The sequence below is a fragment of the Streptomyces sp. NPDC054794 genome, from assembly GCF_053611585.1.
In genome coordinates, this window is the sequence record NZ_JBSHAQ010000005.1 from 81,018 (window position 1) to 105,151 (window position 24,134).

The 24,134-nt window shown below is 70.5% G+C and carries 22 protein-coding genes; 7 read left to right on the top strand and 15 right to left on the bottom strand.

Translation table 11 applies throughout. The annotated features are described in order from the left end of the window. Positions 1-85 precede the first annotated feature (85 nt). The 5 genes from ACWGKT_RS06755 to ACWGKT_RS06775 all read left to right on the top strand — a co-directional run bounded on the left by ACWGKT_RS06755 (position 86) and on the right by ACWGKT_RS06775 (position 5,342). On the top strand, positions 86-1,411 hold the full coding sequence (locus ACWGKT_RS06755; RefSeq protein ID WP_356140719.1) for a DUF2252 domain-containing protein: 1,326 nt from the start codon (positions 86-88) through the stop codon (positions 1,409-1,411). Between the two features lie 82 nt (positions 1,412-1,493). Further along, the gene (locus tag ACWGKT_RS06760) at positions 1,494-2,189 is read left to right on the top strand and encodes a hypothetical protein (protein WP_453272771.1); all 696 of its coding nucleotides are present in this window, start codon (positions 1,494-1,496) and stop codon (positions 2,187-2,189) included. Positions 2,190-2,293: 104 nt separating this feature from the next. Further along, a complete protein-coding gene (locus ACWGKT_RS06765; RefSeq protein ID WP_453272772.1) occupies positions 2,294-3,133 on the top strand; it encodes a thioredoxin domain-containing protein in 840 nt (279 codons plus the stop codon). Positions 3,134-3,225: 92 nt separating this feature from the next. Beyond that, complete coding sequence (locus tag ACWGKT_RS06770; RefSeq protein ID WP_453272773.1) at positions 3,226-4,887, top strand: alkaline phosphatase D family protein; 1,662 nt, start codon at positions 3,226-3,228, stop codon at positions 4,885-4,887. Between the two features lie 104 nt (positions 4,888-4,991). Further along, a complete protein-coding gene (locus tag ACWGKT_RS06775; protein ID WP_356140727.1) occupies positions 4,992-5,342 on the top strand; it encodes a hypothetical protein in 351 nt (116 codons plus the stop codon). 46 nt (positions 5,343-5,388) lie between these two features. Here the strand turns inward: ACWGKT_RS06775 and ACWGKT_RS06780 are convergent, their stop codons facing one another. Then, entirely contained in the window at positions 5,389-5,967 is a 579-nt protein-coding gene (locus ACWGKT_RS06780) for a dienelactone hydrolase family protein (protein WP_453272774.1), read from the bottom strand. Between the two features lie 107 nt (positions 5,968-6,074). Between ACWGKT_RS06780 and ACWGKT_RS06785 the strand changes: the two genes are divergently transcribed. Next, positions 6,075-7,181 carry a mechanosensitive ion channel family protein gene (locus ACWGKT_RS06785; protein ID WP_356140730.1) on the top strand — a complete coding sequence of 369 codons (1,107 nt, stop codon included), beginning with the start codon at positions 6,075-6,077 and terminating at the stop codon, positions 7,179-7,181. 12 nt (positions 7,182-7,193) lie between these two features. On the opposite strand, the gene ACWGKT_RS06790 is transcribed toward ACWGKT_RS06785, so the two are convergent. From ACWGKT_RS06790 to ACWGKT_RS06815, 6 genes are all read right to left on the bottom strand, one after another. After that, positions 7,194-7,934 (bottom strand): SDR family NAD(P)-dependent oxidoreductase, encoded by a 741-nt coding sequence (locus ACWGKT_RS06790; RefSeq protein WP_453272775.1) that lies wholly within the window; start codon positions 7,932-7,934, stop codon positions 7,194-7,196. Positions 7,935-8,050: 116 nt separating this feature from the next. Further along, a complete protein-coding gene (locus ACWGKT_RS06795; protein ID WP_453272776.1) occupies positions 8,051-9,637 on the bottom strand; it encodes a Na+/H+ antiporter in 1,587 nt (528 codons plus the stop codon). 86 nt (positions 9,638-9,723) lie between these two features. Then, a complete protein-coding gene (locus tag ACWGKT_RS06800) occupies positions 9,724-10,191 on the bottom strand; it encodes a GNAT family N-acetyltransferase (RefSeq protein WP_453272777.1) in 468 nt (155 codons plus the stop codon). Beyond that, positions 10,188-11,132, bottom strand: a complete 945-nt coding sequence (locus ACWGKT_RS06805; RefSeq protein ID WP_235456443.1) for an RluA family pseudouridine synthase — start codon at positions 11,130-11,132, stop codon at positions 10,188-10,190. Before ACWGKT_RS06805 ends, ACWGKT_RS06800 begins: the two co-directional genes overlap by 4 nt. A 93-nt stretch (positions 11,133-11,225) precedes the next feature. After that, positions 11,226-11,852, bottom strand: a complete 627-nt coding sequence (lspA, locus tag ACWGKT_RS06810; protein WP_453272778.1) for a signal peptidase II — start codon at positions 11,850-11,852, stop codon at positions 11,226-11,228. Between the two features lie 67 nt (positions 11,853-11,919). After that, complete coding sequence (locus ACWGKT_RS06815; protein WP_453272779.1) at positions 11,920-13,005, bottom strand: TraR/DksA C4-type zinc finger protein; 1,086 nt, start codon at positions 13,003-13,005, stop codon at positions 11,920-11,922. Between the two features lie 604 nt (positions 13,006-13,609). On the opposite strand from ACWGKT_RS06815, the gene ileS reads away from it, so the two are divergent. Then, entirely contained in the window at positions 13,610-16,753 is a 3,144-nt protein-coding gene (gene ileS / locus ACWGKT_RS06820) for an isoleucine--tRNA ligase (protein ID WP_453272780.1), read from the top strand. A gap of 221 nt (positions 16,754-16,974) precedes the next feature. Here ileS and ACWGKT_RS06825 read toward each other — a convergent pair whose 3' ends face one another. The 8 genes from ACWGKT_RS06825 to murG all read right to left on the bottom strand — a co-directional run bounded on the left by ACWGKT_RS06825 (position 16,975) and on the right by murG (position 24,133). Then, positions 16,975-18,126 carry a DivIVA domain-containing protein gene (locus tag ACWGKT_RS06825; RefSeq protein WP_356140742.1) on the bottom strand — a complete coding sequence of 384 codons (1,152 nt, stop codon included), beginning with the start codon at positions 18,124-18,126 and terminating at the stop codon, positions 16,975-16,977. 52 nt (positions 18,127-18,178) lie between these two features. After that, entirely contained in the window at positions 18,179-18,463 is a 285-nt protein-coding gene (locus tag ACWGKT_RS06830) for a YggT family protein (RefSeq protein ID WP_016435858.1), read from the bottom strand. A 62-nt stretch (positions 18,464-18,525) separates the two neighbouring features. After that, positions 18,526-19,167: a cell division protein SepF gene (locus ACWGKT_RS06835; protein WP_356140745.1), complete on the bottom strand. Its 642-nt coding sequence runs from the start codon at positions 19,165-19,167 to the stop codon at positions 18,526-18,528. Positions 19,168-19,294: 127 nt separating this feature from the next. Beyond that, positions 19,295-20,014 carry a YggS family pyridoxal phosphate-dependent enzyme gene (locus ACWGKT_RS06840; RefSeq protein WP_356140747.1) on the bottom strand — a complete coding sequence of 240 codons (720 nt, stop codon included), beginning with the start codon at positions 20,012-20,014 and terminating at the stop codon, positions 19,295-19,297. A gap of 6 nt (positions 20,015-20,020) precedes the next feature. Further along, entirely contained in the window at positions 20,021-20,749 is a 729-nt protein-coding gene (pgeF, locus tag ACWGKT_RS06845) for a peptidoglycan editing factor PgeF (RefSeq protein WP_453272781.1), read from the bottom strand. Then, positions 20,746-21,945, bottom strand: coding sequence for a cell division protein FtsZ (gene ftsZ / locus ACWGKT_RS06850; protein WP_356140751.1), 1,200 nt, complete (start codon positions 21,943-21,945; stop codon positions 20,746-20,748). The genes pgeF and ftsZ overlap by 4 nt, the downstream gene beginning before the upstream one ends. A 278-nt stretch (positions 21,946-22,223) precedes the next feature. Continuing rightward, positions 22,224-23,018: a cell division protein FtsQ/DivIB gene (locus ACWGKT_RS06855; protein ID WP_356140753.1), complete on the bottom strand. Its 795-nt coding sequence runs from the start codon at positions 23,016-23,018 to the stop codon at positions 22,224-22,226. A gap of 26 nt (positions 23,019-23,044) precedes the next feature. Beyond that, positions 23,045-24,133: an undecaprenyldiphospho-muramoylpentapeptide beta-N-acetylglucosaminyltransferase gene (gene murG / locus ACWGKT_RS06860; RefSeq protein ID WP_356140754.1), complete on the bottom strand. Its 1,089-nt coding sequence runs from the start codon at positions 24,131-24,133 to the stop codon at positions 23,045-23,047. Position 24,134: the final 1 nt, after the last annotated feature.

The following is a 24,134-nucleotide window of genomic DNA, read 5'->3' on the forward strand; positions in this document are numbered from 1 at the left end:
CGGACGACCCGTGCGGTCTGACGCCCCGTCCGCCCCACCTGTCCCGCACCATCCGAGCACCATCCGCACCAGGAGGCACCCAGCGATGTCGGCACCCCAGCTCAACGACGAGCAGCGCGGCGAGGAGATCCTCGCCGTCTTCGACACCGCCTTCGGCCAGCTCCTGGCCGCCGACCCGGCCGCGTTCCGCGTGAAGTTCCGGAAGATGGCGGCCTCGGCCTTCGCGTTCTACCGGGGCACGGCGTGCCTCTTCTACCACGACGCGGACGCCGAGAAGCGCGGCGGCCCGTACCTGGACGAGCGCACCTCGCGCGTGTGGATCCACGGCGACCTGCACGCGGAGAACTTCGGCACGTACATGGACTCCAACGGCCGCCTGGTCTTCAACGTCAACGACTTCGACGAGGCGTACGTCGGCCCCTTCACCTGGGACCTGAAGCGCTTCTCCGCCTCCATCGCCCTCATCGGGTACGCGAAGGCGCTCAGCGACGAGCAGATCACCGAGCTGGTGCGGGTGTACGCGGGCGCCTACCGCGAGCGCATCCACGCGCTGGCCACCGGCGCCAAGAGGGACGAGGTGCCGCCGTTCACGCTGGACACCGCGCAGGGTCCGCTCCTGGACGCGCTGCGTGACGCCCGCTCGCTGACCCGGTTCGGGCTGCTGGACTCGATGACCGAGATCCGCGACTTCGAGCGCCGCTTCGCGCCGGGCGGCGGCTCCATCGAGCTGGACGCCGCCACCCGCTACAAGGTGCTGGCCGCCTTCGACGGCTACCTGGAGACGCTGCCGGAGACCTCCCTGGCCCGCCCGGACTCCTACCGGGTCAAGGACGTCGTGGGGCGCCGCGGGATCGGGATCGGCTCGGCGGGCCTGCCGTCGTACAACATCCTCCTGGAGGGCCACAGCGACGCCCTGGAGAACGACGTCGTGATCTACATCAAGCAGGCCCAGACCCCGGCCGTCTCCCGGCACATCACGGACCCGGCGATCGCGGAGTACTTCCAGCACGAGGGCCACCGCACGGTGATCTCCCAGCGCGCCCTGCAGGCGCACGCCGACCCGTGGCTGGGCTGGACCGAGCTGGACGGCGCCGGCCAGCTGGTCGCCGAGGTCTCGCCGTACGCCGTGGACCTGGACTGGGGCGACATCGACGACCCGGAGGAGATCGCGGCCGTCGTCGCCGACCTGGGCCGGGCCACCGCCACCATGCACGCGGCGGCGGACGACACCTCCGGCGAGTCCCTGGTGCCGTTCTCCACGGAGCGCGCCATCGACGCGGCGATCGCGGCCGACGAGGAGGGCTTCGCGGACCTGCTGACCGAGTTCGCGCACAGCTACGGCGCACGCGCGCGTGCCGACCACCAGATCTTCCTCGACCTGTTCCGCAACGGCCGGATTCCGGGGCTGTGACCGCCCCGGACTCGGGCCGTCCCGGACTCGCAGGGACCTTTTAAGGGAGCCTTACCCGAGTCCGTGACAGACTCTCCACGCCATGGACATATCCGGAACCCAGCTCAGAGCCGTGCGCGCGGCGCTGTTCACGGCCTTCGTCGTGACGCTCAGCACCGCGTCGCACGTCCTGCTGTCACGGGCTCCGCTGCCGCTGACGACCGTGGCCGCGGTCGCCGTCGGCGTCTTCGTCACGGCGTACGCACTGGCGGGCCGCGAGCGCGGCTTCGGCCGCATCGCGGTGCTGCTGATCCCGCTGGAGCTGGCCGCCGACACCGTGTTCACCACCGGCCAGCACGCCTGTTACGGCAGGGCGGGCGGCCCGATCGCCGGCCCCCTGCGCGCGGTCGGCCTCGACGTGCTGTGCCGGGGCGGCTCGGTGGGCACCCCGCTGGCCCAGGTGACCGGCGGCGGCCGCGTCCCCACGCTGCTGGCGCACGCCGACCCGGGCGCCGCCTGGCTGCTGCTCGCCGCGCACGTCGGCGTCGGCCTGCTCGCCGCCGTCTGGCTGCGTCGCGGCGAGCGGGCGCTGACCCAGCTGCTGCGTGCGATGGCCGCGACCACCTTCCGTCCGCTGCTGGTGGCGGTGGCCGCCGTGGCGGCGGTCCGGCCGGCCCCGGTGCGCCGGCTGCCGCGTTTCGCGCCGCGCACCGCCGCCGCCCGCGAACTGATCCTCGTGCACTCCCTGGGACGGCGTGGACCGCCGTGCTCCTGCTCCCCCGCCCTGGCCCCGGCCTGAGCGGTTCCGCCGGCCCCCTTTCGGGGCGAGCGCAGTGAGCAAGACCAGTCCCCCACACGTATCCCGCGTACGGCATGTGCGCGTCCCATATGGAGATCACGAATATGAGCAAGCGGAACAGCCAGGCGGCGAAGACGGCGGCCCGTGAGCGGCTGCGCCTGGAGCGCGAGAAGCAGGCCCAGCGCGCCAAGATCAAGCGGCAGGTCATCGTGGCCGCCTCGGTCGTGGCCGTCCTGGCCGCGGCGGGCGGCATCGGCTACGCCGTCGTCCAGGCCAACAAGCCCAGCTACTGGGAGGGGCTGAAGGGCGACAAGGTCGTCGCTCCGGCCCACACCACGGGCACCGACGGCACCACCGTCGTCATCGGCAAGGACACCGCGAAGAAGACCCTCAAGGTCTATGAAGACCCGCGCTGCCCGGTGTGCGCCGCGTTCGAGCAGACCGTCGGTTCGACGGTGAAGAAGGACATCGACGACGGCAAGTACAAGATCCAGTACATCGGCGGTACGTTCCTCGACGGTGACTCGCTGAGCAAGGGCAAGATCGGTTCGCGCGGCGAGGGCTCCAAGAACGCGACGAGCGCCATGGGCGCCGCGCTGAACGTCAGCCCGGAGGCATTCCTCGAGTACAAGACGGCGCTGTACTCGAAGCAGTGGCACCCGGAGGAGACGGACGACAAGTTCAAGAGCGACGACTACCTCATCAAGATCGCGAACACCGTCCCCGCCCTGAAGAACAACACCGCGTTCCAGACCGCGGTGAAGAAGGGCACCTACGACGCCTGGGCACTGGCGATGTCGAAGACCTGGGACACCAACAAGGACGGCGTCACGGGCACCCCGAGCTTCGTCATGGACGGCAAGACGCTCACGACCTCGGACCCCAACCAGCCCTGGACGGTCTCCGAGTTCAACTCGGCGGTGAACGCGGCCCTCAAGGGCTGACAACGGGTCAGATACCCACCGTCGAATGAAGAGCGGGCGAACTTTACGAGTTCGCCCGCTCTCGATCATACCGATCAGTAACCTGATCGGTCGTGACCAGTCGAAACCGATCCTCCGAGGGCATCAACTCCCTCTCGCCCCGTCGCCGTACGGTCGTCAAGGCCGCGGCGGCGACCGCTGTTCTGGCCGGCCCGCTCGCCGCCGCGCTGCCCGCCCGCGCCGTCGGCCAGGCCCCCGCCTTCCTGCACGGCGTCGCCTCCGGCGACCCGCTGCCCGACGGCATCCTGCTGTGGACCCGCGTGACCCCCACCGCCGAGGCGATACCCGGCTCCGGGCTCGGCCCGGACACCGAGGTGAGCTGGGTCGTCGCCACGGACAACGCGCTGACGAACGTCGTCGCCAAGGGCTCCACGACCGCGAAGGCCGCCTCCGACCACACGGTCAAGGCCGACATACGCGGCCTGGCCCCGGCCACCACCTATTGGTTCCGCTTCTCGGCAGGCGGCACGGACTCCCCGGTGGCGCGCACCCGCACCGCGCCGGCGGCGGACGCGGCCGTGTCGGGCCTGCGCTTCGGCGTGGTCTCCTGCGCCAACTGGGAGGCCGGCTACTTCTCCTCCTACCGCCACCTCGCGGCCCGGGGCGACCTCGACGCCTGGCTGCACCTCGGCGACTACATCTACGAGTACGGCACCGGCGAGTACGGCACGCGCGACACCGTCGTGCGGCAGCACGCGCCCACCCACGAGATCCTCACGCTCGCCGACTACCGCACCCGGCACGGCAAGTACAAGACCGACCCGGACCTGCAGGCCCTGCACACCAAGGCGCCCGTCATCGCGATCTGGGACGACCACGAGTTCGCCAACGACTCCTGGTCCGGCGGCGCCGAGAACCACACCGAGGGCGCCGAGGGCGCCTGGAAGGACCGTCAGGCGGCCGCCAAGCAGGCCTACTTCGAGTGGATGCCGGTCCGCCCGGCGATCGCCGGCACCACCTACCGCCGGCTGCGCTTCGGCAAGCTCGCCGACCTCTCGCTGCTGGACCTGCGGTCCTTCCGCTCCCAGCAGGTCAAGGTCGGCAACGGCTCGGTCGACGACCCGGAGCGCACCATCACGGGGCGCGCGCAGCTCGACTGGCTGAAGGCCGGCCTGAAGGCCTCCGACACCACCTGGCGGCTGGTCGGCAACTCGGTGATGATCTCGCCGTTCTCCTTCGGCTCCCTCTCCGCCGACCTGTTCAAGCCGCTGGCCAAGCTGCTCGGGCTGCCGCAGGAGGGCATCGCCGCCAACACCGACCAGTGGGACGGCTACACCGACGACCGCCGCGAGCTGCTGGCCCACCTGCGCTCCAACGCCATCGGCAACACCGTCTTCCTGACCGGTGACATCCACATGGCGTGGGCCAACGACGTGCCGGTGGACGCGGGCACCTACCCGTTCTCGGCCTCGGCCGCCACGGAGTTCGTGGTCACCTCGGTCACCTCCGACAACCTCGACGACATCGTCAAGGTCCCCGAGGGCACCCTCACCGCGATCGCCTCGCCGCTCATCCGCGCCGCCAACCGGCACGTCCACTGGGTCGACACCGACCGCCACGGCTACGGCGTCCTGGACATCACCGCCGACCGCGCGCAGATGGACTACTACGTCCTGTCCGACCGCACGAACCCGAACGCCACCTCGTCCTGGTCGCGTTCGTACAGTACGCGCAGCGGCACGCAGAAGGTCGAGCGTACTTACAACCCTGTGTAAAGAGATCAACGCCCGGAGCAACCGAGAAGATCTTTCCGGCGTCGAACACACTGGCGGGTCGCCCTACCTGGCGGCCCGCCAGGTCTGTTCATGATTGGAGTCACATGGCCACCCCCCAAGGTGTCTTGAAGAAGACCGCGACGATTGCCGCTGCCATGACGCTCGCCGGACTCGCCTCCGTCGCTCAGGCGACGGAGGCCTCGGCAGCACCGGCCTTCGTCAATCTGACCGTGCTGGACAGGGGCGGTGCCCCCATCTACGCGGAGCCCAACTCCTCGTCGCACAAGTTCCGTACGGAGCCGTTCAACACGACCCTGCGCATCCAGTGCTCGACCCGCCACACCCCCTCGGGGGCCCTGTGGTTCCGGATCTACGACTCGAAGCCGACGTCCTGGGTGTACTCCGGGCACTTCATGTCGCTGGTGCACAACCCCAAGGAGTGCTTCCCGGGCTGAGCCGGCGGCAGCCGCCGACCAGCCGGTCCGCGCCAGGGGGTCCGCGCTAGGCGGTCCGCAGACTGTCGAGGAAGCCGAGTGCCACCCGCCAGGTGGCCTCGGCGGCCTCCTCGTCGTAGTCCGGCAGCTCGGGGTCGGTGTAGAGGTGGCCGGCCCCGGCGTACCGGTAGACCTCGACGTCCGCGCCCAGCCTGCCCATCTGCAGGTACCAGGAGCCGAGCCAGTCGTCCGTCTCGAACGGGTCCGGCTCGGCCACGTGCAGCTGGACCGGCAGGTCGTCCACCGAGACGTTCGGCGCGATGTCCGACGTGCCGTGCAGGAGCAGCAGCCCGCGCGCCTTCTCGTCGCCGAGCGCCAGGGTCTGCGCGACGGAGGCACCGAGCGAGAACCCCGCGTACACCAGCCCCCGTTCCGAATAGGGCGCCGCCGCCAGGACGGCTCGCTTCAGCAGTTCGTCCTTGCCGATCTCGTCCTTGAACGCCATGCCGTCCTCGACCGTCTCGAACGTGCGCCCCGCGAACAGGTCCGGCGTCCACACCTCGTGGCCCGCGGCCCGCAACCGGTCCGCCGCGGCGCGCACCGCGGGCCTGAGGCCATAGGTCGAGTGAAAGAGCATGATGTTCATGGGGCCATGGTGCCAGCCGGATACGTCAGTGCCGCACCGCGGCCGTACCCACTCCGCTCGCGAACACACATGTTCATCACCGCCCGATGCCGGTTACGTTCGGAGGCATGGAGAACGTACTGCGCCCTCTCGTCGTGGTCGGCGGTGCCGTCGTCCTCACGCTGCTCATCGGCTGGGCCACCGATCTGCTGCTGCGCAAGGCCGACGAACGGCACAACGAGACGCCCCTGTGGGGCCTCTTGCGCCGCGCCCGGATCCCCTACCAGCTGATGCTGTGCGCGGCCCTGCTCAGAGGCTCCTACGACCAGGCGCAGCTGCTGGAGGCCCACCGGGTCGGCATCGGCCGGACGCTGACACTGGTGCTGATCGGGTCGGTGGCCTGGCTGATGATCCGGATCGCGGCGGCGATCGTCGAGACGACGTACACCCGCTATGCCCGTGTCCACCACGACGCGGCCCGAGTCCGCCGGGTCCGCACCCAGGTGTCGCTGATCATGCGCGTGGTGGCGGCGGTCGTCGGCGTGGTCGCCGCCGCGGCGATGCTGCTGACGTTCCCGGCGATGCGCGCGGCCGGCGCGTCCCTGCTGGCCTCCGCCGGAATCCTGGGCATCGTCGCCGGTGTGGCCGCCCAGTCCACGCTCTCCAACTTGTTCGCCGGGCTGCAGATCGCCTTCGGCGACATGGTGCGGATCGGCGACACCGTCGTGGTGGACGGCGAGTGGGGCACGGTCGAGGAGATCACGCTGACCTTCCTGACCGTACGGACCTGGGACGAGCGCCGGATCACCATGCCGGTGTCGTACTTCACCTCCAAACCCTTCGAGAACTGGTCGCGCGGCACCCCGCAGATGACCGGCATCGTCTACTGGCACCTCGACCACACCGCGCCGATCGAGCTGATGCGCGAGAAGCTCCGGGACCTCCTGCGCGAGTGCCCGGCCTGGGACGGCCGCGACTACGGGCTCGCGGTCACCGACTCCACGCCGAACACCCTCCAGGTCCGCGCGCTGGTCACCGCCAAGGACGCGGACGACGTGTGGAAGGTCCGGGTCACGGTCCGTGAACAGATGATCGGCTGGCTGTGCGCGGAGCATCCCTACGCCCTGCCCCGGGTCAACACGGCGGACGCGGTGCTGCCGCCCGGCCACCTCCCCTCCCTCGACGGCGCGGGGACGCGGCGCCTGCCCGAGCAGCCCCGGACGGGCCGGGGCTGACCCCGCCGCTCGTCAGTGCCCTCGTTCGGCTCCGCCGTTGACCTGGATGATCTGCGAGGTGATGTGCCCGGCGCCCGGGGAGGCCAGCCAGTGCAGGGTGGCGGCGACGTCCCCGGGCGTCCCGGCCCGGCCGGTCGCGGTCTCGTCGACGAGCCGCTCCCGCCGCGCCTCCTCGATCGGGCCGCCGAAGAAGTCGGTGTCCTCGATGTACCCCGGCGCCACCACGTTCACGGTGATGCCGCGCGGGCCCAGCTGCCGGGCCAGATCATGGGCATACGGATGGAGGGCCGCCTTGGACGCCGCGTAGGCCCCGCTGCCCGACCCGCGGTAGGCCGCTATGGAGCTCAGGAACAGCACCCGGCCGCCCGGTTCCGCCAGCCGCTCCTTCAGCGCCTCCGTGAGCAGCACGGAGGTCAGGGTGTTGAGCCGGAAGTTGACCGTCCAGTCGTGCGCGACGGCGTCGAGCGCGTCCTCGCCGCCGTCCTCGGGTTCGAGGCCTCCGTTGCCCCCGGCGCTGTGCACGAGCACGTCCACGGTGCCGAGCCGCTCGGCGACGAACCGGGCCACGCCCCGCACGTCCGCCGGGTCACGAAGGTCGGCCGCACGGGTGAGCGCCCCCGGCACCCCGGCCTTCTCCAGCACCTCGGCGCGCCGCCCGAGCAGCAGCACCTGATCCCCGTCCGCCGCGAACGCCTGCGCGGCCGCCAGCCCGATTCCCGTACCGCCACCACTGATCACAATGTTGCGAGCCATGATCCGAGAGTACGAGCGGAACGCGGACCGGGCCTGCGGATATCCACAACCGCCATGTGTTCATATGACCGCCGCCCCGCAGGGTCACGGTGGAGATCACGCGAACTCACCCGAGCTCACTTCAGGCTGCGTACGTCCAGATGCCGCAGCACCCGGTCCACGATCTCCGGATCCGCCCCCGGCTCGCTCCGCGCCGCGAGCACCTCGTGCCGCGCCGCGCTGAGCATCTCGTTCTGGATCTGCCGTACCCGCCTCAGCCGCCGCACCCGCTGCTGATGGGCCTCCCGCCGCTCCTCCTCGCCCAGGTCCGGGCTGATCCGCAGGCCGATGTCGAAGGCCCGCCGGTGCATCTGCTCGGACAGCTCCTCCGGCAGCTCCTCGACCTCCTCGATCTCCGTCAGCCTCCCCCGCGCCGCCTTCGCCGCCCGCACCGCCAGCTCCTTCTCGAACTCCTTCTCCCGCTCGGTGTCGGCCCGTACCCGCAGCCGCTTCACCAGCCACGGCAAAGTCAGCCCCTGGAGCACCAGCGTCGACATGATCACCCCGAAGGCGATGAACACGATCTCGTCGCGGTCCGGGAAGGGCGACCCGTCCCAGGTCCGCAGCGGAATGGCCAGCGCCAGCGCCACCGAGGCCACCCCGCGCATCCCCGCCCACCACATGACGACGGTCTCCCGCCAGCTCATCGGGATGTCCTCGTCGTGGTCCCGCCGGGCGTGCAGCCGCTTGGTCAGCCAGGTCGCGGGCAGCAGGTACACCAGCCGTACGAGCAGCACCACGACGACGATCGTGGCCGCCCAGCCGAGCAGGTCGGGCCAGCGCCCGGAGGCCGTCCGGATCGCGTTGTGCAGTTCGAGCCCGATCAGCCCGAACGCCACGCCGGTGACCAGCGTGTCGACGATGTCCCAGAAGGCGTGCCCGGCGAGCCGGGTCATCACGTCGTCGGCGTCGAGGGCGTACTCGGCGAGGAACAGCGCCGTGGTGAGCACGGCGAGCACCCCGGACCCGTGCAGCTCCTCCGAGATCACGTACGACACGTACGGCACCAGCAGGGTCAGGCCGATCTGGAGGGTCGCGTCGTCCAACAGGTCCAGCAGCTTGTTCGCGCCCCAGCCGAGGGCGAGCCCCACGGCGAGCGCGACCACCGCGGACAGCACCAGGTCCAGTCCGGCCTGCCAGGGCGAGAACGAGCCGCTGACGACGACGGCGATCGCCACGTGGTACAGCACGATCGCCGTGACGTCGTTGAACAGCCCCTCGCCCTCCAGGATCGACACCAACCGGCGCGGCAGCCCGAGCTGCCCGGCGACGGCCGTGGCGGCGACCGGGTCGGGCGGGGCGACCAGCGCGCCCAGCGCCACGGCGGCGGCGACCGGCAGCCCGGGCACGATCGCGTGGGCGACGGCCGCCACGCAGATCGTGGTGACGAACACCAGGGCCACGGCCAGCAGGAAGATCGGCCGTTTGTTCGCGGCGAACTGACGCCAGGAGGTGCGCCGCACCGCCGCGTAGAGCAACGGCGGAAGCAGCGTGGGCAGGATCAGCTCCGGCGGGATGTTCACGTTCGGCACGAAGTCGAGCACCGCGAGAACGATCCCGAACAGCGTCATCAGCACCGGCGCGGGCAGTCCGAACCGGTCCCCCACCGGCACGCTGATCAGGGCCCCGAGCAGCAACACGAACAACAGGGCCAGCTGATCCACGGCGGGCGCTCCGGGAGTCGACGGGTCACACAGCAGGCCTCAAGCCTGCCACGCGACCCTTCTGACCGGCCCTTTCGGCGCCGCCGCTACAGGGCGCGGCGCATCGCCCGGTGCGGGATCCCCGCCTCCGGGTACTCCGGGCCGTACGCCTCGTAGCCGAGTCGCTCGTAGAAACCCAGGGCCTGCGTCTGGGCGTGGAGGTCGACCGCCGTCAGGCCACGCGCGCGGGCCGCCGCCTCGATGACCCGCACCAGGGCGACGCCGACACCCAGTCCGCGCGCCTTTGGGGTGACGGCGAGCCGCCCCAGGGCGCCCAGCGAGGGGTCACCGCCGGTCCTGGCGGCGGCCTCCTGGCCGTACAGCAGCCGCCCGGTGCCGAGCGGTACGCCGTCCTCCCGGACCGCCAGCACGTGCACCGCGACCGCGTCGTACTCGTCGTACTCGATGTCCTCGGGGACGTTCTGCTCGACGACGAAGACCTCCTTGCGCACCGCGAAGCACGCCTCGCGGTCGGTCAGGTCCTCGACGATCCGGACCGTGTACCCGGCGCTCATGCCCAGGTCTCCTCGCGGACCTGTTCCAGCGCCTGCTGCAGGTCCTCGGGGTAGTCGCACGCGAACTCGACCCACTGCCCGTCCCCGGGGTGCTCGAAGCCGAGCCGGACGGCGTGCAGCCACTGGCGGGTCAGGCGCAGCCGCTTGGCGAGCGTCGGGTCGGCGCCGTAGGTCAGGTCGCCCACGCACGGGTGGCGGTGGGCGGACATGTGGACGCGGATCTGGTGGGTGCGGCCCGTCTCCAGCTTCACGTCGAGCAGGGAGGCGGCGCGGAAGGCCTCGATGAGGTCGTAGTGGGTCACCGAGGGCTTGCCCTCGGCCGTGACCGCCCACTTGTAGTCGTGGTTGGGGTGGCGGCCGATGGGGGCGTCGATGGTGCCGCTGGTCGGGTCGGGGTGGCCCTGGACGAGCGTGTGGTAGCGCTTGTCGACCGTGCGCTCCTTGAACTGGCGCTTGAGCGAGGTGTACGCGTACTCGGACTTGGCGACCACCATCAGGCCCGACGTGCCGACGTCGAGGCGGTGCACGATGCCCTGACGCTCGGCGGCGCCCGAGGTCGAGATCCGGTAGCCGGCGGCGGCCAGGCCGCCGATCACGGTCGGGCCGCTCCAGCCCGGCGACGGGTGCGCGGCCACGCCGACCGGCTTGACGATCACGACCACGTCATCGTCGTCGTGCACGATCTCCATGCCCTCGACCGGCTCGGCCACCACCTGCACCGGAGCGGGCGCCTGCGGCATCTCGACCTCCAGCCAGGCCCCGCCGCGGACCCGCTCGGACTTGCCGACCACGGCGCCGTCGACCTGCACCTTGCCAGCGGCGGCCAGCTCCGCCGCCTTCGTACGGGAGAAGCCGAACATGCGGGAGATGGCGGCGTCGACGCGCTCGCCCTCCAGGCCGTCGGGTACGGGCAGGGTACGGATCTCGGGAATCGTGCTCACCCGACGAGTATGCCGGACGGGTCCGACCGGACCGTCAACGCGCCCTCCGCCCCCCTCAGCCCCTGGGGGACGGTTCAGTCCTTGTCGGACACCTCAGTCCTTGTGGACGGTCCCGTCCGGGTCGAGCCCGCGGAACGACAGGAGCACGATCAGGATGCCGCCGCAGACGATCGCCGAGTCGGCGAGGTTGAAGACCGCGAAGCCCTTGGGCGCGATGAAGTCGACGACCTGGCCCTCGAAGAGCCCCGGCGTACGGAAGATCCGGTCGGTGAGGTTGCCGATCGCCCCGCCGAGCAGCAGGCCGAGCGCGATCGCCCAGGGCAGGCTGTACAGCTTGCGGGCCAGGCGGATGATCACCACGATCACGGCCGCCGCGATCACCGTGAAGATGACCGTGAAGGCCTCGCCGAAGCCGAAGGCCGCCCCCGGGTTGCGGATGGCGTTGAGCTCCAGCCAGCCGTCCACGACCTTGATCGGCGCGTGGTGCTCCAGCTTCGCGACCACGAGCATCTTGCTGATCAGGTCGAGGGCGTACGCGAAGGCCGCCACCGCGAACAGCACCGCGATCCGGCGCCTGCCCCGGGGCCGCTCGGCCGCGCTCTCCCGCTCGTCCGCACCGGACGCCGCACCGGACGCGGAGGCCGCCCCAGCCGCCGCCGGCCGCTCGCCGCTGTCCTCCGGGGTGTCCGGCGTACCGATGATGCGCTCCGCCTCTGTCACGTGAGTCCCTCAACCTAGGTGCCTGACTGAGGACGAGCGTACGGCACGCCCCGGACGACCCACCTGCTCAGGAGCGACGTTCCTGCTTCTGCTTGCACTCGACGCACAAGGTTGCCCTCGGGAAGGCCTGCATACGGGCCTTGCCGATGGCGTTGCCGCAGATCTCGCACAGGCCGTACGTGCCCGCGTCCAGCCGCTGCAGGGCGCGCTCGGTCTGGACGAGCATCTCGCGCGCGTTGGCCGCCAGCGCCATCTCGTGCTCGCGGGTGATGTTCTTCGTACCGGTGTCCGCCTGGTCGTCTCCGGCACCGTCCCCGGAGTCCCGCATCAGGCCGGCGATGGACTCCTCGGAGGACGTGATCTCGGCGCGCAGCCGCGCCCCCTCGGACAGCAGCTCGGAGCGCGCCTCCTCGACCTCCTCGGGGGTCCACGGGTCCTCGCCCGGGCGCACCGCGAGCTCGCCGGGCTCCGCCGCCGCGGCGACCCGTGCCTTGGGGACGGCGGTCTTCGCCGCCGTGGCCGTGCCAGGAGTCTTCTTCGCAACCACCGTCGTGGCTCCCGTCTGCTTCGCGGCCCGCGCCGCGCCCGCTTTCTTGGCCGTGCTCTTCCTGCTCGCGCCCTTGGGGGTGCCGTCGCCGGAGGCGACCTCCTCGGCATCCGTCTTCTTCGGGTTCTTCGTGTCCTTCGCGTTCTTGGTGCTCTTGGCGTTCTTGGTGCTCTTCGCGCTCTTGGTGCTCTTGGTGCTCTTCGCGTTCTTGGGGACGGCCTTCCGATCGGCGGCCTCCTGGCTCGCCGCCGTCGCCTCGGCCACCGTCTCCTCGGCCGCCTTCCCCTTGGCGACCGTCTCCTTCGCCGCGGTTCTCTTCGCGGCCGTGGCCGCGGCGACGGTCTTCCCGGCCGCCTTCCCGGCGGCGGACTTCTTCTCGGCCGCCGGCTTCCTCACTGCGGCCTTCCCGGCGCCGCCGTTCCCCTTGGCCGCGCTCTCCGCGACGGCGCCCTCCGCCCGGGCGTTCTTCTTCCCGCCCGACCGGGCCGTGCTCTTCTTCCCCCCTACGTCCTTGACCGCGCCGGGGGCATCCGCACCGCCGGAGGCCGCCGTGGCCCTGGCCCCGCTGGACGCCGACTGCTGTACGGCGGTCTTTTTCGCCACCATGGCCGCGGCCCCTTCACATATTGTGATCTTGCTCGCGAATCGTGCTGGGACGATAAATCGACTTGAGTCCCGCGGCAACGGGACGCACCGCCCGATTCGCCCGGCTCGCGCATGCCGCTCCGCAAGCCTGCATCCGTTGTGCCCAGCTCCCCGCCGGGTAATCCGCCGAGCCCGGCATCCCAGGATCCGAACACGCGTACCTCGCCATTTGGGGCATCCTGCCACCAGCCGGGCTCCCCGGCACCCGCACCCGGAAATCCGGTCGGCCGCTGTCCCCGGCGCGCCGTACACTGGGCGGAGCGAAAAGCGTGGATGGGGACGAGTAGCGGCGTACGCAGCCCAGAGCGACCCGGGGACGGTGGGAGCCCGGGGGCGAGCGCGACGCGAAGATCACCCCGGAGCCGCCGGAAGAAAGCCCCAGGGAAGGCCCGGGGGCCGGTAGAACCGGCTTCGCGACCCCAATGAGGGGGCTCACCGGCGCGTACGGCGTACGGCGGGCCAAGGAGGGTGGTACCGCGGGAGCGCGCCGCACACGGCGTACGTAGCAGATACGGCTCTCGTCCCTCCGACGGAAGGCAGAAAGTCCGTTGGAGGAAGCTCGCAGATGACAGCGCCGACGTATCGCCAGGTACCCGCCCAGGTCGACCTGCCCGCGCTTGAGCACGCCGTGCTCGACTTCTGGCGCGAGCAGAAGATCTTCGCCAAGAGCCTGGAGCAGTCCGAGGGCCGCCCGGAGTGGGTGTTCTACGAGGGCCCGCCCACCGCCAACGGCATGCCCGGCGCCCACCACATCGAGGCGCGTGTCTTCAAGGACGTCTTCCCCCGCTTCCGCACCATGCGCGGCTACCACGTGGCCCGCAAGGCCGGCTGGGACTGCCACGGCCTGCCGGTGGAGCTGGCGGTCGAGAAGGAGCTCGGCTTCTCCGGCAAGCAGGACATCGAGGCGTACGGCATCGCCGAGTTCAACGCCAAGTGCCGTGAGTCCGTGCTCCGCCACACCGACGCCTTCGCCGCCCTGACGACCCGCATGGGCTACTGGGTCGACCTCGACGACGCCTACGTCACGATGGACCCCGAGTACATCGAGTCGGTCTGGTGGTCGCTCAAGGAGATCTTCGACAAGGGCCTGCTGGTCCAGGACCACCGCGTCGCCCCCTGGTGCCCGCGCTGCGGCACCGGCCTGTCGGACCACGAGCTGGCGCAGGGCTACGAGACGGTCGTCGACCCGTCCGTGTACGTCCGTTTCCCGCTCACCTCCGGTCCGCTCGCCGGCGAGGCCGCGCTCCTGGTGTGGACGACGACCCCCTGGACCCTGGTCTCCAACACGGCGGTGGCCGCGCACCCGGAGGTCACCTACGTCGTCGCGACGGACGGCGAGGAGAAGCTCGTCGTCGCCGAGCCGCTGGTCGAGAAGGCGCTCGGCGAGGGCTGGGAGCGCACCGGCCAGAGCTTCACCGGCGCCGAGATGGAGCGCTGGACGTATCAACGTCCGTTCGAGCTCGTGGAGTTCCCCGAGCCCGCCCACTACGTGGTGAACGCCGAGTACGTCACCACCGAGGACGGTACGGGTCTGGTGCACCAGTCCCCGGCCTTCGGTGAGGACGACCTCAAGGTCTGCCGCGCGTACGGTCTGCCGGTGGTCAACCCGGTCCGCCCGGACGGCACCTTCGAGGAGGACGTCCCGCTGGTCGGCGGCGTCTTCTTCAAGAAGGCGGACGAAAAGCTCACCGAGGACCTCCAGCAGCGCGGCCGGCTCTTCAAGCACCTGCCGTACGAGCACAGCTACCCGCACTGCTGGCGCTGCCACACCGCGCTGCTCTACTACGCGCAGCCGTCCTGGTACATCCGCACGACGGCCGTCAAGGACCGCCTCCTCGAAGAGAACGAGAAGACCAACTGGTTCCCGGAGACGGTCAAGCACGGCCGCTTCGGCGACTGGCTGAACAACAACATCGACTGGGCGCTGTCCCGCAACCGCTACTGGGGCACCCCGCTGCCGATCTGGCGCTGCGAGGACGACCACCTCACGGTCGTCGGCTCCCGCGCGGAGCTGACCGAGCTGACCGGCACCGACCAGTCCGCCCTCGACCCGCACCGCCCGTACATCGACGACGTCACCTTCGCCTGCCGTCATGACGGTTGCGGGAAGACGGCCACGCGCGTGCCCGAGGTCATCGACGCCTGGTACGACTCGGGTTCGATGCCGTTCGCGCAGTGGGGCTACCCGTACAAGAACAAGGAGCTGTTCGAGAGCCGGTACCCGGCGCAGTTCATCTCCGAGGCGATCGACCAGACCCGCGGCTGGTTCTACACGCTGATGGCCGTCGGCACGCTGGTCTTCGACAAGTCGTCGTACGAGAACGTCGTGTGTCTCGGCCACATCCTCGCCGAGGACGGCCGCAAGATGTCCAAGCACCTGGGCAACATCCTGCAGCCGATCCCGCTCATGGACCAACACGGCGCGGACGCGGTGCGCTGGTTCATGGCGGCCGGCGGCTCCCCGTGGGCGGCGCGTCGCGTCGGCCACGGCACCATCCAGGAGGTCGTCCGCAAGACGCTCCTCACCTACTGGAACACGGTCGCCTTCCAGGCCCTGTACGCGCGCACGTCGAACTGGGCCCCGTCCGCGGCCGACCCGGCCCCGGCCGAGCGGCCCGTTCTCGATCGCTGGCTCCTTTCCGAACTGCACGCGCTCACCGACCAGGTGACGCAGGCGCTGGAGGCGTACGACACCCAGCGCGCAGGCAAGCTGCTGTCGGCGTTCGTCGACGACCTGTCGAACTGGTACGTCCGCCGCTCGCGCCGCCGCTTCTGGCAGGGCGACAAGGCCGCGCTGCGCACCCTGCACGAGGTCGTCGAGACGGTCACCAAGCTGATGGCCCCGCTGACCCCGTTCATCACCGAGCGGGTCTGGCAGGACCTGGTGGTGCCGGTGGCCCCGAGCGCCCCGGAGTCGGTGCACCTGGCGTCCTGGCCCGAGGCGGACCTGTCGGCGATCGACCCGGAGCTGTCGAAGCAGATGGTCCTGGTCCGCCGCCTGGTGGAGCTCGGCCGCGCCACGCGCGCGGAGTCGGGCGTCAAGACCCGCCAGCCGCTGTCCCGCGCCCTGGTGGCGGTCGCGGGCTTCGAGTCCCTCGACCGCGAGCTGCACGCGCAGATCACCGAGGAGCTGAACGTCAGCTCCCTGGCGTCGCTGTCCGAGGTCGGCGGTTCCCTGGTGGACACCACCGCCAAAGCGAACTTCCGCGCCCTGGGCAAGCGGTTCGGCAAGCGGGTCCAGGACGTGGCCAAGGCCATCTCCGCCGCCGACGCGGCCGCGCTGTCCCTGGCGCTGCGCGAGGGCACGGCGTCGGTGGAGGTCGACGGTGAGACGGTCCCGCTCGCCCCAGACGAGGTGATCATCACGGAGACCCCGCGCGAGGGGTGGTCGGTGGCGTCCGACTCCGGTGCCACGGTCGCCCTCGACCTGGAGATCACGGCGGAGCTGCGCCAGGCGGGTCTCGCGCGTGACGCGATCCGGCTGATCCAGGAGGCCCGCAAGAACAGCGGCCTCGACGTGGCCGACCGCATCGCGCTGCGCTGGACCTCCACGGACCCGGCGGTCGTCGCGGCGCTGGGCGAGCACGCCGAGCTGATCGCCGACGAGGTCCTGGCGACCGACTTCGCCCAGGGCGAGGCGGACGACAGCTACGGCGAGACGTTCACGGACGAGGGCCTGTCGCTCACGTTCCGTCTGCGCAAGGCGTAGTCACCAGGCTCCTAGGGGCCCGGTCCTCTCACGAGGGCCGGGCCCCGACCCGTTTCTGCGCTTCTACGGTTCCCGGGTCGGCGCTCCCGGGGCGCTGTGCGTCCGGCCCCGGCCGACATCGGCCGCAACACGCGTAAAAAGGGCGGGACCCCGGACCGAAGTCCGGGGTCCCGCCCTGAACGCTGCCGATGCCTACGGCGTACTACTGACCGTGCCGGCCGTCAGTTGTCGTCCTCGTCGATCAGGAACCCACGCATCGGCGAGGGAGCCTGGCCCATCGGGCCGGGGCCCTGCGGACGGACCGGAGCCATCGGCTGGGTCATCGCCGGGGACATCTGCTGCTGGCCGCCGTACGACGGGGCCGGCGGCATCGGGGGGCCACCCATCGTCTGGTTGCCACCGTAGGACGGGGCACCGGCACCGGCCGGAGCCATCGAGGGCGCCGGGGACGGCGGCAGGGAGGCGGTGGCCGGGGTGCGCGGCGGCGCGAGCGAGTCGTCGGCCTGGGTCTCCAGCTGACGCAGCTGCGACTCCAGGTACGACTTCAGTCGCGTGCGGTACTCGCGCTCGAAGCCGCGCAGGTCCTCGACCTTGCGCTCCAGCGTGGCGCGAGCGGACTCCAGGGAGCCCATCGCGACGCGGTGCTTCTCCTGCGCGTCCCGCTCCAGGGCGTCGGCCTTGGCGCGGGCGTCACGCTCCAGACCCTCGGCGCGGCTGCGGGCCTCGCCGACGATCTTGTTGGCCTCGGAACGAGCCTCGGCGATCGCCTGGTCGGCGGTCTGCTGGGCCAGCGAGAGGACACGGGCGGCGCTGTCGCCACCGGGGCCCTGACCGGGGCCGCCCATCGGACCGCCCATGGGGCCGCCCATCGGACCACCCATCTGCTGCATGGGCGGCTGGCCACCCATCGGGCCCTGACCCATCGGACCCTGACCCATCGGACCCTGACCCATCGGGCCCTGACCCATCGGACCGGGACCCTGCGGGCCGCCCTGACCGCCGGGACCGGCGGGCAGCTGCGGGGCGCCGCTCGGCAGCTGGGGCGGACCACCCATGGGGCCACCCATCTGCTGCTGCGGCGGGCCCGATATGCCGGCGGGCACCGGAGCGCCGGGACCTCGCATCCCCTGCTGAGGCATGCCCGGTCCCTGGTCCTGCGGCTCCGGGGGCTTGCGCATGTTCTGCTGGTTCTGGGCAGCAGCACGCGTAGCCGCGGCCAGCTTGGCGCGCAGGTCCTCGTTCTCGCGGAGCAGGCGGGTCAGCTCGGCTTCGACCTCGTCGAGGAAGGCATCGACCTCGTCCTCGTCATAGCCTTCTCGGAGGCGGACGGTCGTGAACTGCTTGTTCCGCACGTCCTCGGGGGTCAACGGCATCTCTTCACCTCAACGTAGTCGTCGGCATCGGCAAGACGGTAGTTCACATCGCTCACAGCCGGCTCACGATCGAGATCAGGATGTAAACAATGATCATCAGTACGAAGAAGGACAGGTCGAGCGCCACGCCCCCGAGACGCAGCGGCGGGATGAACCGCCGCAGAAGCTTGAGCGGTGGATCGGTGACAGTGTAGGTGGCCTCCAGAACGACCACCATCGCCTTGCCGGGTTGCCATGAGCGGGCGAACTGGAAGACGTAGTCCATGACCAACCGGAAGATCAGCACGATGAGGAAGCACATCAGCGCGATGTAGATGACATCCAGGACCACGCTCATGACCCGTGCTTCCCTCTCCCCTGTTTCCGTGCTGCTGGGTAGTGCTTTTCCGGCCTTGCGTCTCAGCTCTGGTTGAAGAACCCGCCCTCTGCGATGCGGGCCTTGTCCTCCGCCGTGACATCGACGTTAGCAGGCGACAACAGGAACACCTTCTGCGTCACCCGCTCGATGCTGCCGTGAAGACCAAACACCAATCCCGCCGCAAAGTCGACAAGTCGCTTCGCATCTGTGTCATCCATCTCAGTCAGATTCATGATCACAGGGGTGCCCTCACGGAAGTGTTCCCCGATGGTACGGGCCTCGTTGTAGGTCCGGGGGTGAAGCGTGGTGATCCGGTACGGCTCTCGTTCCGACACGACCTTGGGCATGATCACCGGTGCGTTCTTCTCCAGGGACTGACGTTCTTGTGTGATGGACGCCACGGGCGCGATCCGCGCCGGACGCCCGGATTCAGCGGGCAGCGAAGCGGAATGCGACACCGGTTCGCGTGGCGCCGGAGGCTGTACCACTCGCACCGATTCGCCCCTTTGGGACTGGTGTGCACCGTGCGACTGGTGTGACGGCTCGTGCCGTCGGTGGTCTCGCTCGGGCTCCGGGTCCAGTTCGGGCTCGAAGTCGTCGTCGGGGTCGAATCCGCGGCCGTCGTACCCATCGTCCTCCACGAGGCCGAGGTAGACCGCCATCTTGCGCATCGCGCCGGCCATGCTCTGAGTCCTCCGCTCTGTGGTGGATCGACTGGCGACTGCCAAGTCCTGCGATCCACGCGGTCGTTGCGCCACCTTTCGGCGGCATTGACCATATTTTCTGCTGTGGTCCGACTTCTTGGCGACGTTACCCGAGCCTGGGGCGGACTCCGAGTACCGCGGTGCCGACGCGTACATGTGTCGCTCCGGCCGCCACGGCCTGTTCGAGGTCCGCACTCATCCCCGCGGACACCATGTTCGCAGCCGGATGGGCTCGGCGCACGTCGGTCGACAAATCCATCATCCGCTCGAACGCCGCCTGTTGGCGTCCCGCGTACTCCCCCGTGAGCGGAGCGACCGTCATCAACCCGTCGAGCCGCAGTCCCGCGGCGTCGGCGACGAGGTCGGCCAACTCTTCGATTCCGCCGGGCGCCACGCCGCCCCGCTCCCCTCGCCCGCTCGCGCCCGCGTCGAGGGCCACCTGGATGAGGCACCCCACCTCGCGCCCGGCGCGCTCGGCCTCCTTCGAAAGAGCCGCGACGAGCCGGGCCCGGTCGACGGACTGCACGACATCCGCGTAACCGACCACGGATCGCACCTTGTTGGTCTGCAATTGACCGACAAAGTGCCAATTAAGGGACAGATCCGAGCAAGCGGCGGCCTTGGGTGCCGCGTCCTGGTCCCGGTTCTCGGCCACATGGCGCACGCCGAGTTCGGACAGGATCCGCACATCGCTCGCCGGGTAGGTCTTGGTGACCACGATCAGGGTCACCTCTTCCCGCTTGCGTCCGGCGGCCGCACACGCGGCGGCGATGCGTTCGTCCACCTTCGCCAGATTTCCGGCGAGTTCAGCCTTACGATCCGTCATGCCCCATCAGTCCAGCCACACATAGCTCGCGAGCCGCCCGGTGGTGCGGTCGCGGCGGTAGGAGAAGTGGTCACGCGACTCCAGCGTGCACACCGGCGACTGCACCCGGTCGCACACCCCGAGCCGTTCGAGCTGCGCGTGCACCCCGGCGCTCACGTCGACCGCCGGCGTACCCCAGCTCGTCTCGGAGTGCGCCGCCGGCTCCACGGCGGCCACCTCGGCGCGCATCACGTCCGGCACCTCGTAACACCGACCACAGACGGCGGGGCCGGTGCGGGCGACGATCCGGGAGGGCTCGGCGCCCAGTTCCATCATCGCGCGGACCGCCGCGGGGACGACGCCTGCGACCAGCCCGGGCCGACCCGCGTGGGCCGCGGCCGCGACCCCGGCGACGGGGTCGGCGAGCAGGACCGGCACGCAGTCGGCGGTGAGGACGGCGAGGGCCAGACCGGGCCGGGCGGTGACGATCGCGTCGACCTCCGGCACGGGCCGGTCCCCCCAGGGTCCGTCCACCACGGCCACGTCGGCGCCGTGCACCTGGTTCATCCAGACCACCCGGCCCGGATCGATCCCGAGGGATCCGGCCGCCGCCTCGCGGTTGGCCCGTACGGCGGCGGGGTCGTCACCGACGGCCCCGCCCAGGTTGAGCTCCTCGTACGGAACGGCGCTCACCCCGCCCCACCTGTCGGTGAAGGCGAAGTGCGCGCCGTTCACGGTGTCGCGCTGTCCTATCACTTCAGGAAGTCCGGCACGTCCAGCTCCTCGACCGCGCTGTCCGAGTAGCTGCGCGGCGCCGGCGGCGGAACCTGCGGGAGGACCGGGGGCTCGTTGACCGCGACCGGAGTCGGCTCCGGCTCCTCCTTCGGGGTCACGCTGCCGAGCGAGCCGAAGGACGGACGATCCGGCTGCCGCACCGGGGCCGGCTCCTCGCGGCGGGAGGAGGTGGAGGCCGAGCCGAGGACGTTGTCCCGGCGGGCCGGCGGCTGGCCGCCGTCGAAGCCGGCGGCGATCACGGTCACCCGGACCTCGTCGCCGAGTGCGTCGTCGATGACCGCGCCGAAGATGATGTTGGCCTCGGGGTGGGCGGCCTCGCTGACCAGCTGGGCGGCCTCGTTGATCTCGAACAGGCCGAGGTCGGAGCCGCCGGAGATGGAGAGCAGCACGCCCCGGGCGCCGTCGATGGAGGCCTCCAGGAGCGGCGAGGAGATCGCCATCTCGGCGGCGGCCACCGCGCGGTCGTCGCCGCGGGCCGAGCCGATCCCCATGAGGGCCGAGCCCGCCTCGGACATGACCGACTTGACGTCGGCGAAGTCGAGGTTGATCAGTCCGGGGGTGGTGATGAGGTCGGTGATGCCCTGGACACCGGAGAGCAGGACCTGGTCGGCCGACTTGAAGGCGTCCAGGACCGAGACCTGGCGGTCCGAGATGGACAGCAGCCGGTCGTTCGGGATGACGATGAGGGTGTCGACCTCTTCGCGCAGTTCCGCGATGCCGTCCTCGGCCTGGTTGGCGCGACGCCGTCCCTCGAAGGTGAACGGGCGCGTGACCACGCCGATGGTGAGGGCGCCCAGGGTGCGCGCGATGTTGGCCACGACGGGCGCGCCGCCGGTGCCGGTGCCGCCGCCTTCACCGGCCGTCACGAAGACCATGTCGGCCCCCTTGAGGACCTCCTCGATCTCCTCGCGGTGGTCCTCGGCGGCCTTGCGGCCGACGGCCGGGTTGGCTCCTGCGCCGAGTCCGCGGGTGAGTTCACGGCCGACGTCGAGTTTGACGTCGGCGTCGCTCATCAACAGCGCTTGCGCGTCCGTGTTGATGGCAATGAACTCGACGCCCTTGAGACCGACCTCGATCATCCGGTTGATGGCATTGACACCACCGCCGCCGACACCGATGACCTTGATGACTGCGAGGTAGTTCTGCGGTGCTGCCACGTCGAAGGCCTCTCGCCTCGAATTACGTTGCCGTCGTCTCGCGGGTCCCCGCGCTCCGACGACTGATGCCGAATGGGACGGTCCGAGTGCCGACCCGAACCCTAACGCTGAAGTTTAGGGTTACCAGTGTGTCTGTTCCTTGAAGTCTTCTGAACAGGACACTAAGTCGACAAGTGGCGCACGTTCAACGAACACGCCGAACCTCCCGTTTTTCTTTTCACCCTATGTGATCAGCCATAGCGGTGCCCAACCAGGGTGCTGGCCTGCGCTGATGTGCGTCAACTCGCTGATGACGCAGGGGCGGTGGGGACACTGACATCGAAGTGCCGTGCGCCCGCCGCAGCTTTCATCAGGGCGGTGAGGGTCCGGGCCTTGGCGTGGCCGTTCTCGCCGCTGCCCCACTCGACCGTGCGGCCGCCGCCCAACTCCAGCGAGATGTCGTCGTATGAACGGACCTTGACGACCCGGGTGTCGCGCGCGACGGCGGCCGGAATGGCGCGGGCGACCCGCACCGCCTCCCGCACGAGCCGGTCCGACCCGAAACGCCGCAGGCTCGCGGCGGACGAACCCGAGCGGGACACGGTCAATTCAAGGGTCGGGGCGCCTTTCGGCGGCCGCGAAACCGTGGCGAAACGGACACCCTTGCCGTCCACTTCGATGAACTTTCCATCCTTTTGGACAAGGAGAACCGGAGTGCGCTCGGTCACTTTCAGCCCGATTCCATGAGGCCAGGAACGGACGACCTCAACCGCGTCAATTCGGGGCAATTTCCGGAGGAGTCGGGCCTCGATGGCATCGGTGTCGACGGAAATGATCGGGTCCCCGACCGGTACGTCGGCGGCCTGGCGCACCTGCGCCGGCGTCAGCACGCGCGTCCCGGACACCGCCACCTGCTCCACGCGCGTCCACGCGGAGCCGTACAACACCCAAACGGAACCGCCGCCGAGGAGCACGAGGGCGACGGCCAGAATGACGATCATACGAAAGCGGGGGTTTCTCAAACGCCGGACGAGCGGCGGGCCGGACGACTCCTGCTGGCGTTCACCGCGCTCGGCGGTCGTCGGTCCGGCCACGCTCACTGCCCTTTCGTCATACGGTCCTAACGGCGCGAGGCGATGGCCTCGTACACCATGCCGACGAGCAGGTCGTCGGCATCGCGGCGGCCGAACTCGCTGGCGGCACGGGACATCTCGTACAGCCGGTGCGGGTCGGCGAGCACGGGCAGGACATTCTGCTGGACCCACTCGGGCGTCAGCTCCGCGTCGTCGACCAGCAGGCCACCGCCGGCCTTGACCACCGGCTGGGCGTTCAGCCGCTGTTCGCCGTTGCCGATGGGCAGCGGGACATAGGCGGCCGGGAGTCCGACGGCGGAGAGCTCGGCGACGGTCATCGCGCCCGCGCGGCAGAGCATCATGTCGGCCGCGGCGTACGCGAGGTCCATCCGATCCAGGTAACTTACCGGGATGTACGGAGGCATCCCCGGCATCTGCTGCACCTGCGGCAGTTCGTTCTTCGGGCCGACCGCGTGCAGGATCTGGATGCCGGCCTGCTGGAGCCAGGGAGCAACCTGCTGGACCACCTCGTTGAGGCGGCGGGCGCCCTGCGAACCGCCGGAGACGAGCAGCGTGGGCAGGTTCGGGTCCAGGCCGAAGCGGGCGCGGCCCTCGGGACGCACGGCGGCCCGGTCCAGGGTCGCGATGGAGCGCCGCAGCGGGATGCCGATGTAGCGCGCGCCTCGCAGCTTGCTGTCGGGCGTGGAGACGGCGACCTGGGCCGCGTACCGGGAGCCGATCTTGTTGGCCAGACCGGGGCGCGCGTTGGCCTCGTGGATCACGATCGGCACGCCGAGGCGCTTGGCGGCGAGGTAGCCGGGCAGGGCGACGTAGCCGCCGAAGCCGACCACGGCGTCCGCCTTGGTGCGCTCCAGGATCTGCTCGGCCGCCTTGATCGTGCCGCGCAGCCGGCCCGGGACGGTGATCAGCTCGGGGGTGGGCTTGCGGGGCAGCGGGACCGCCGGGATCAGCGCCAGCTCATAGCCGCGCTCCGGGACGAGCCTGGTCTCCAGGCCGCGCTCGGTGCCCAGGGCCGTGATCCCCACGGTGGGGTCCTGCCTGCGCAGGGCGTCCGCGAGGGCGAGCGCGGGCTCGATGTGGCCGGCGGTCCCCCCACCGGCGAGTACGACATGCACC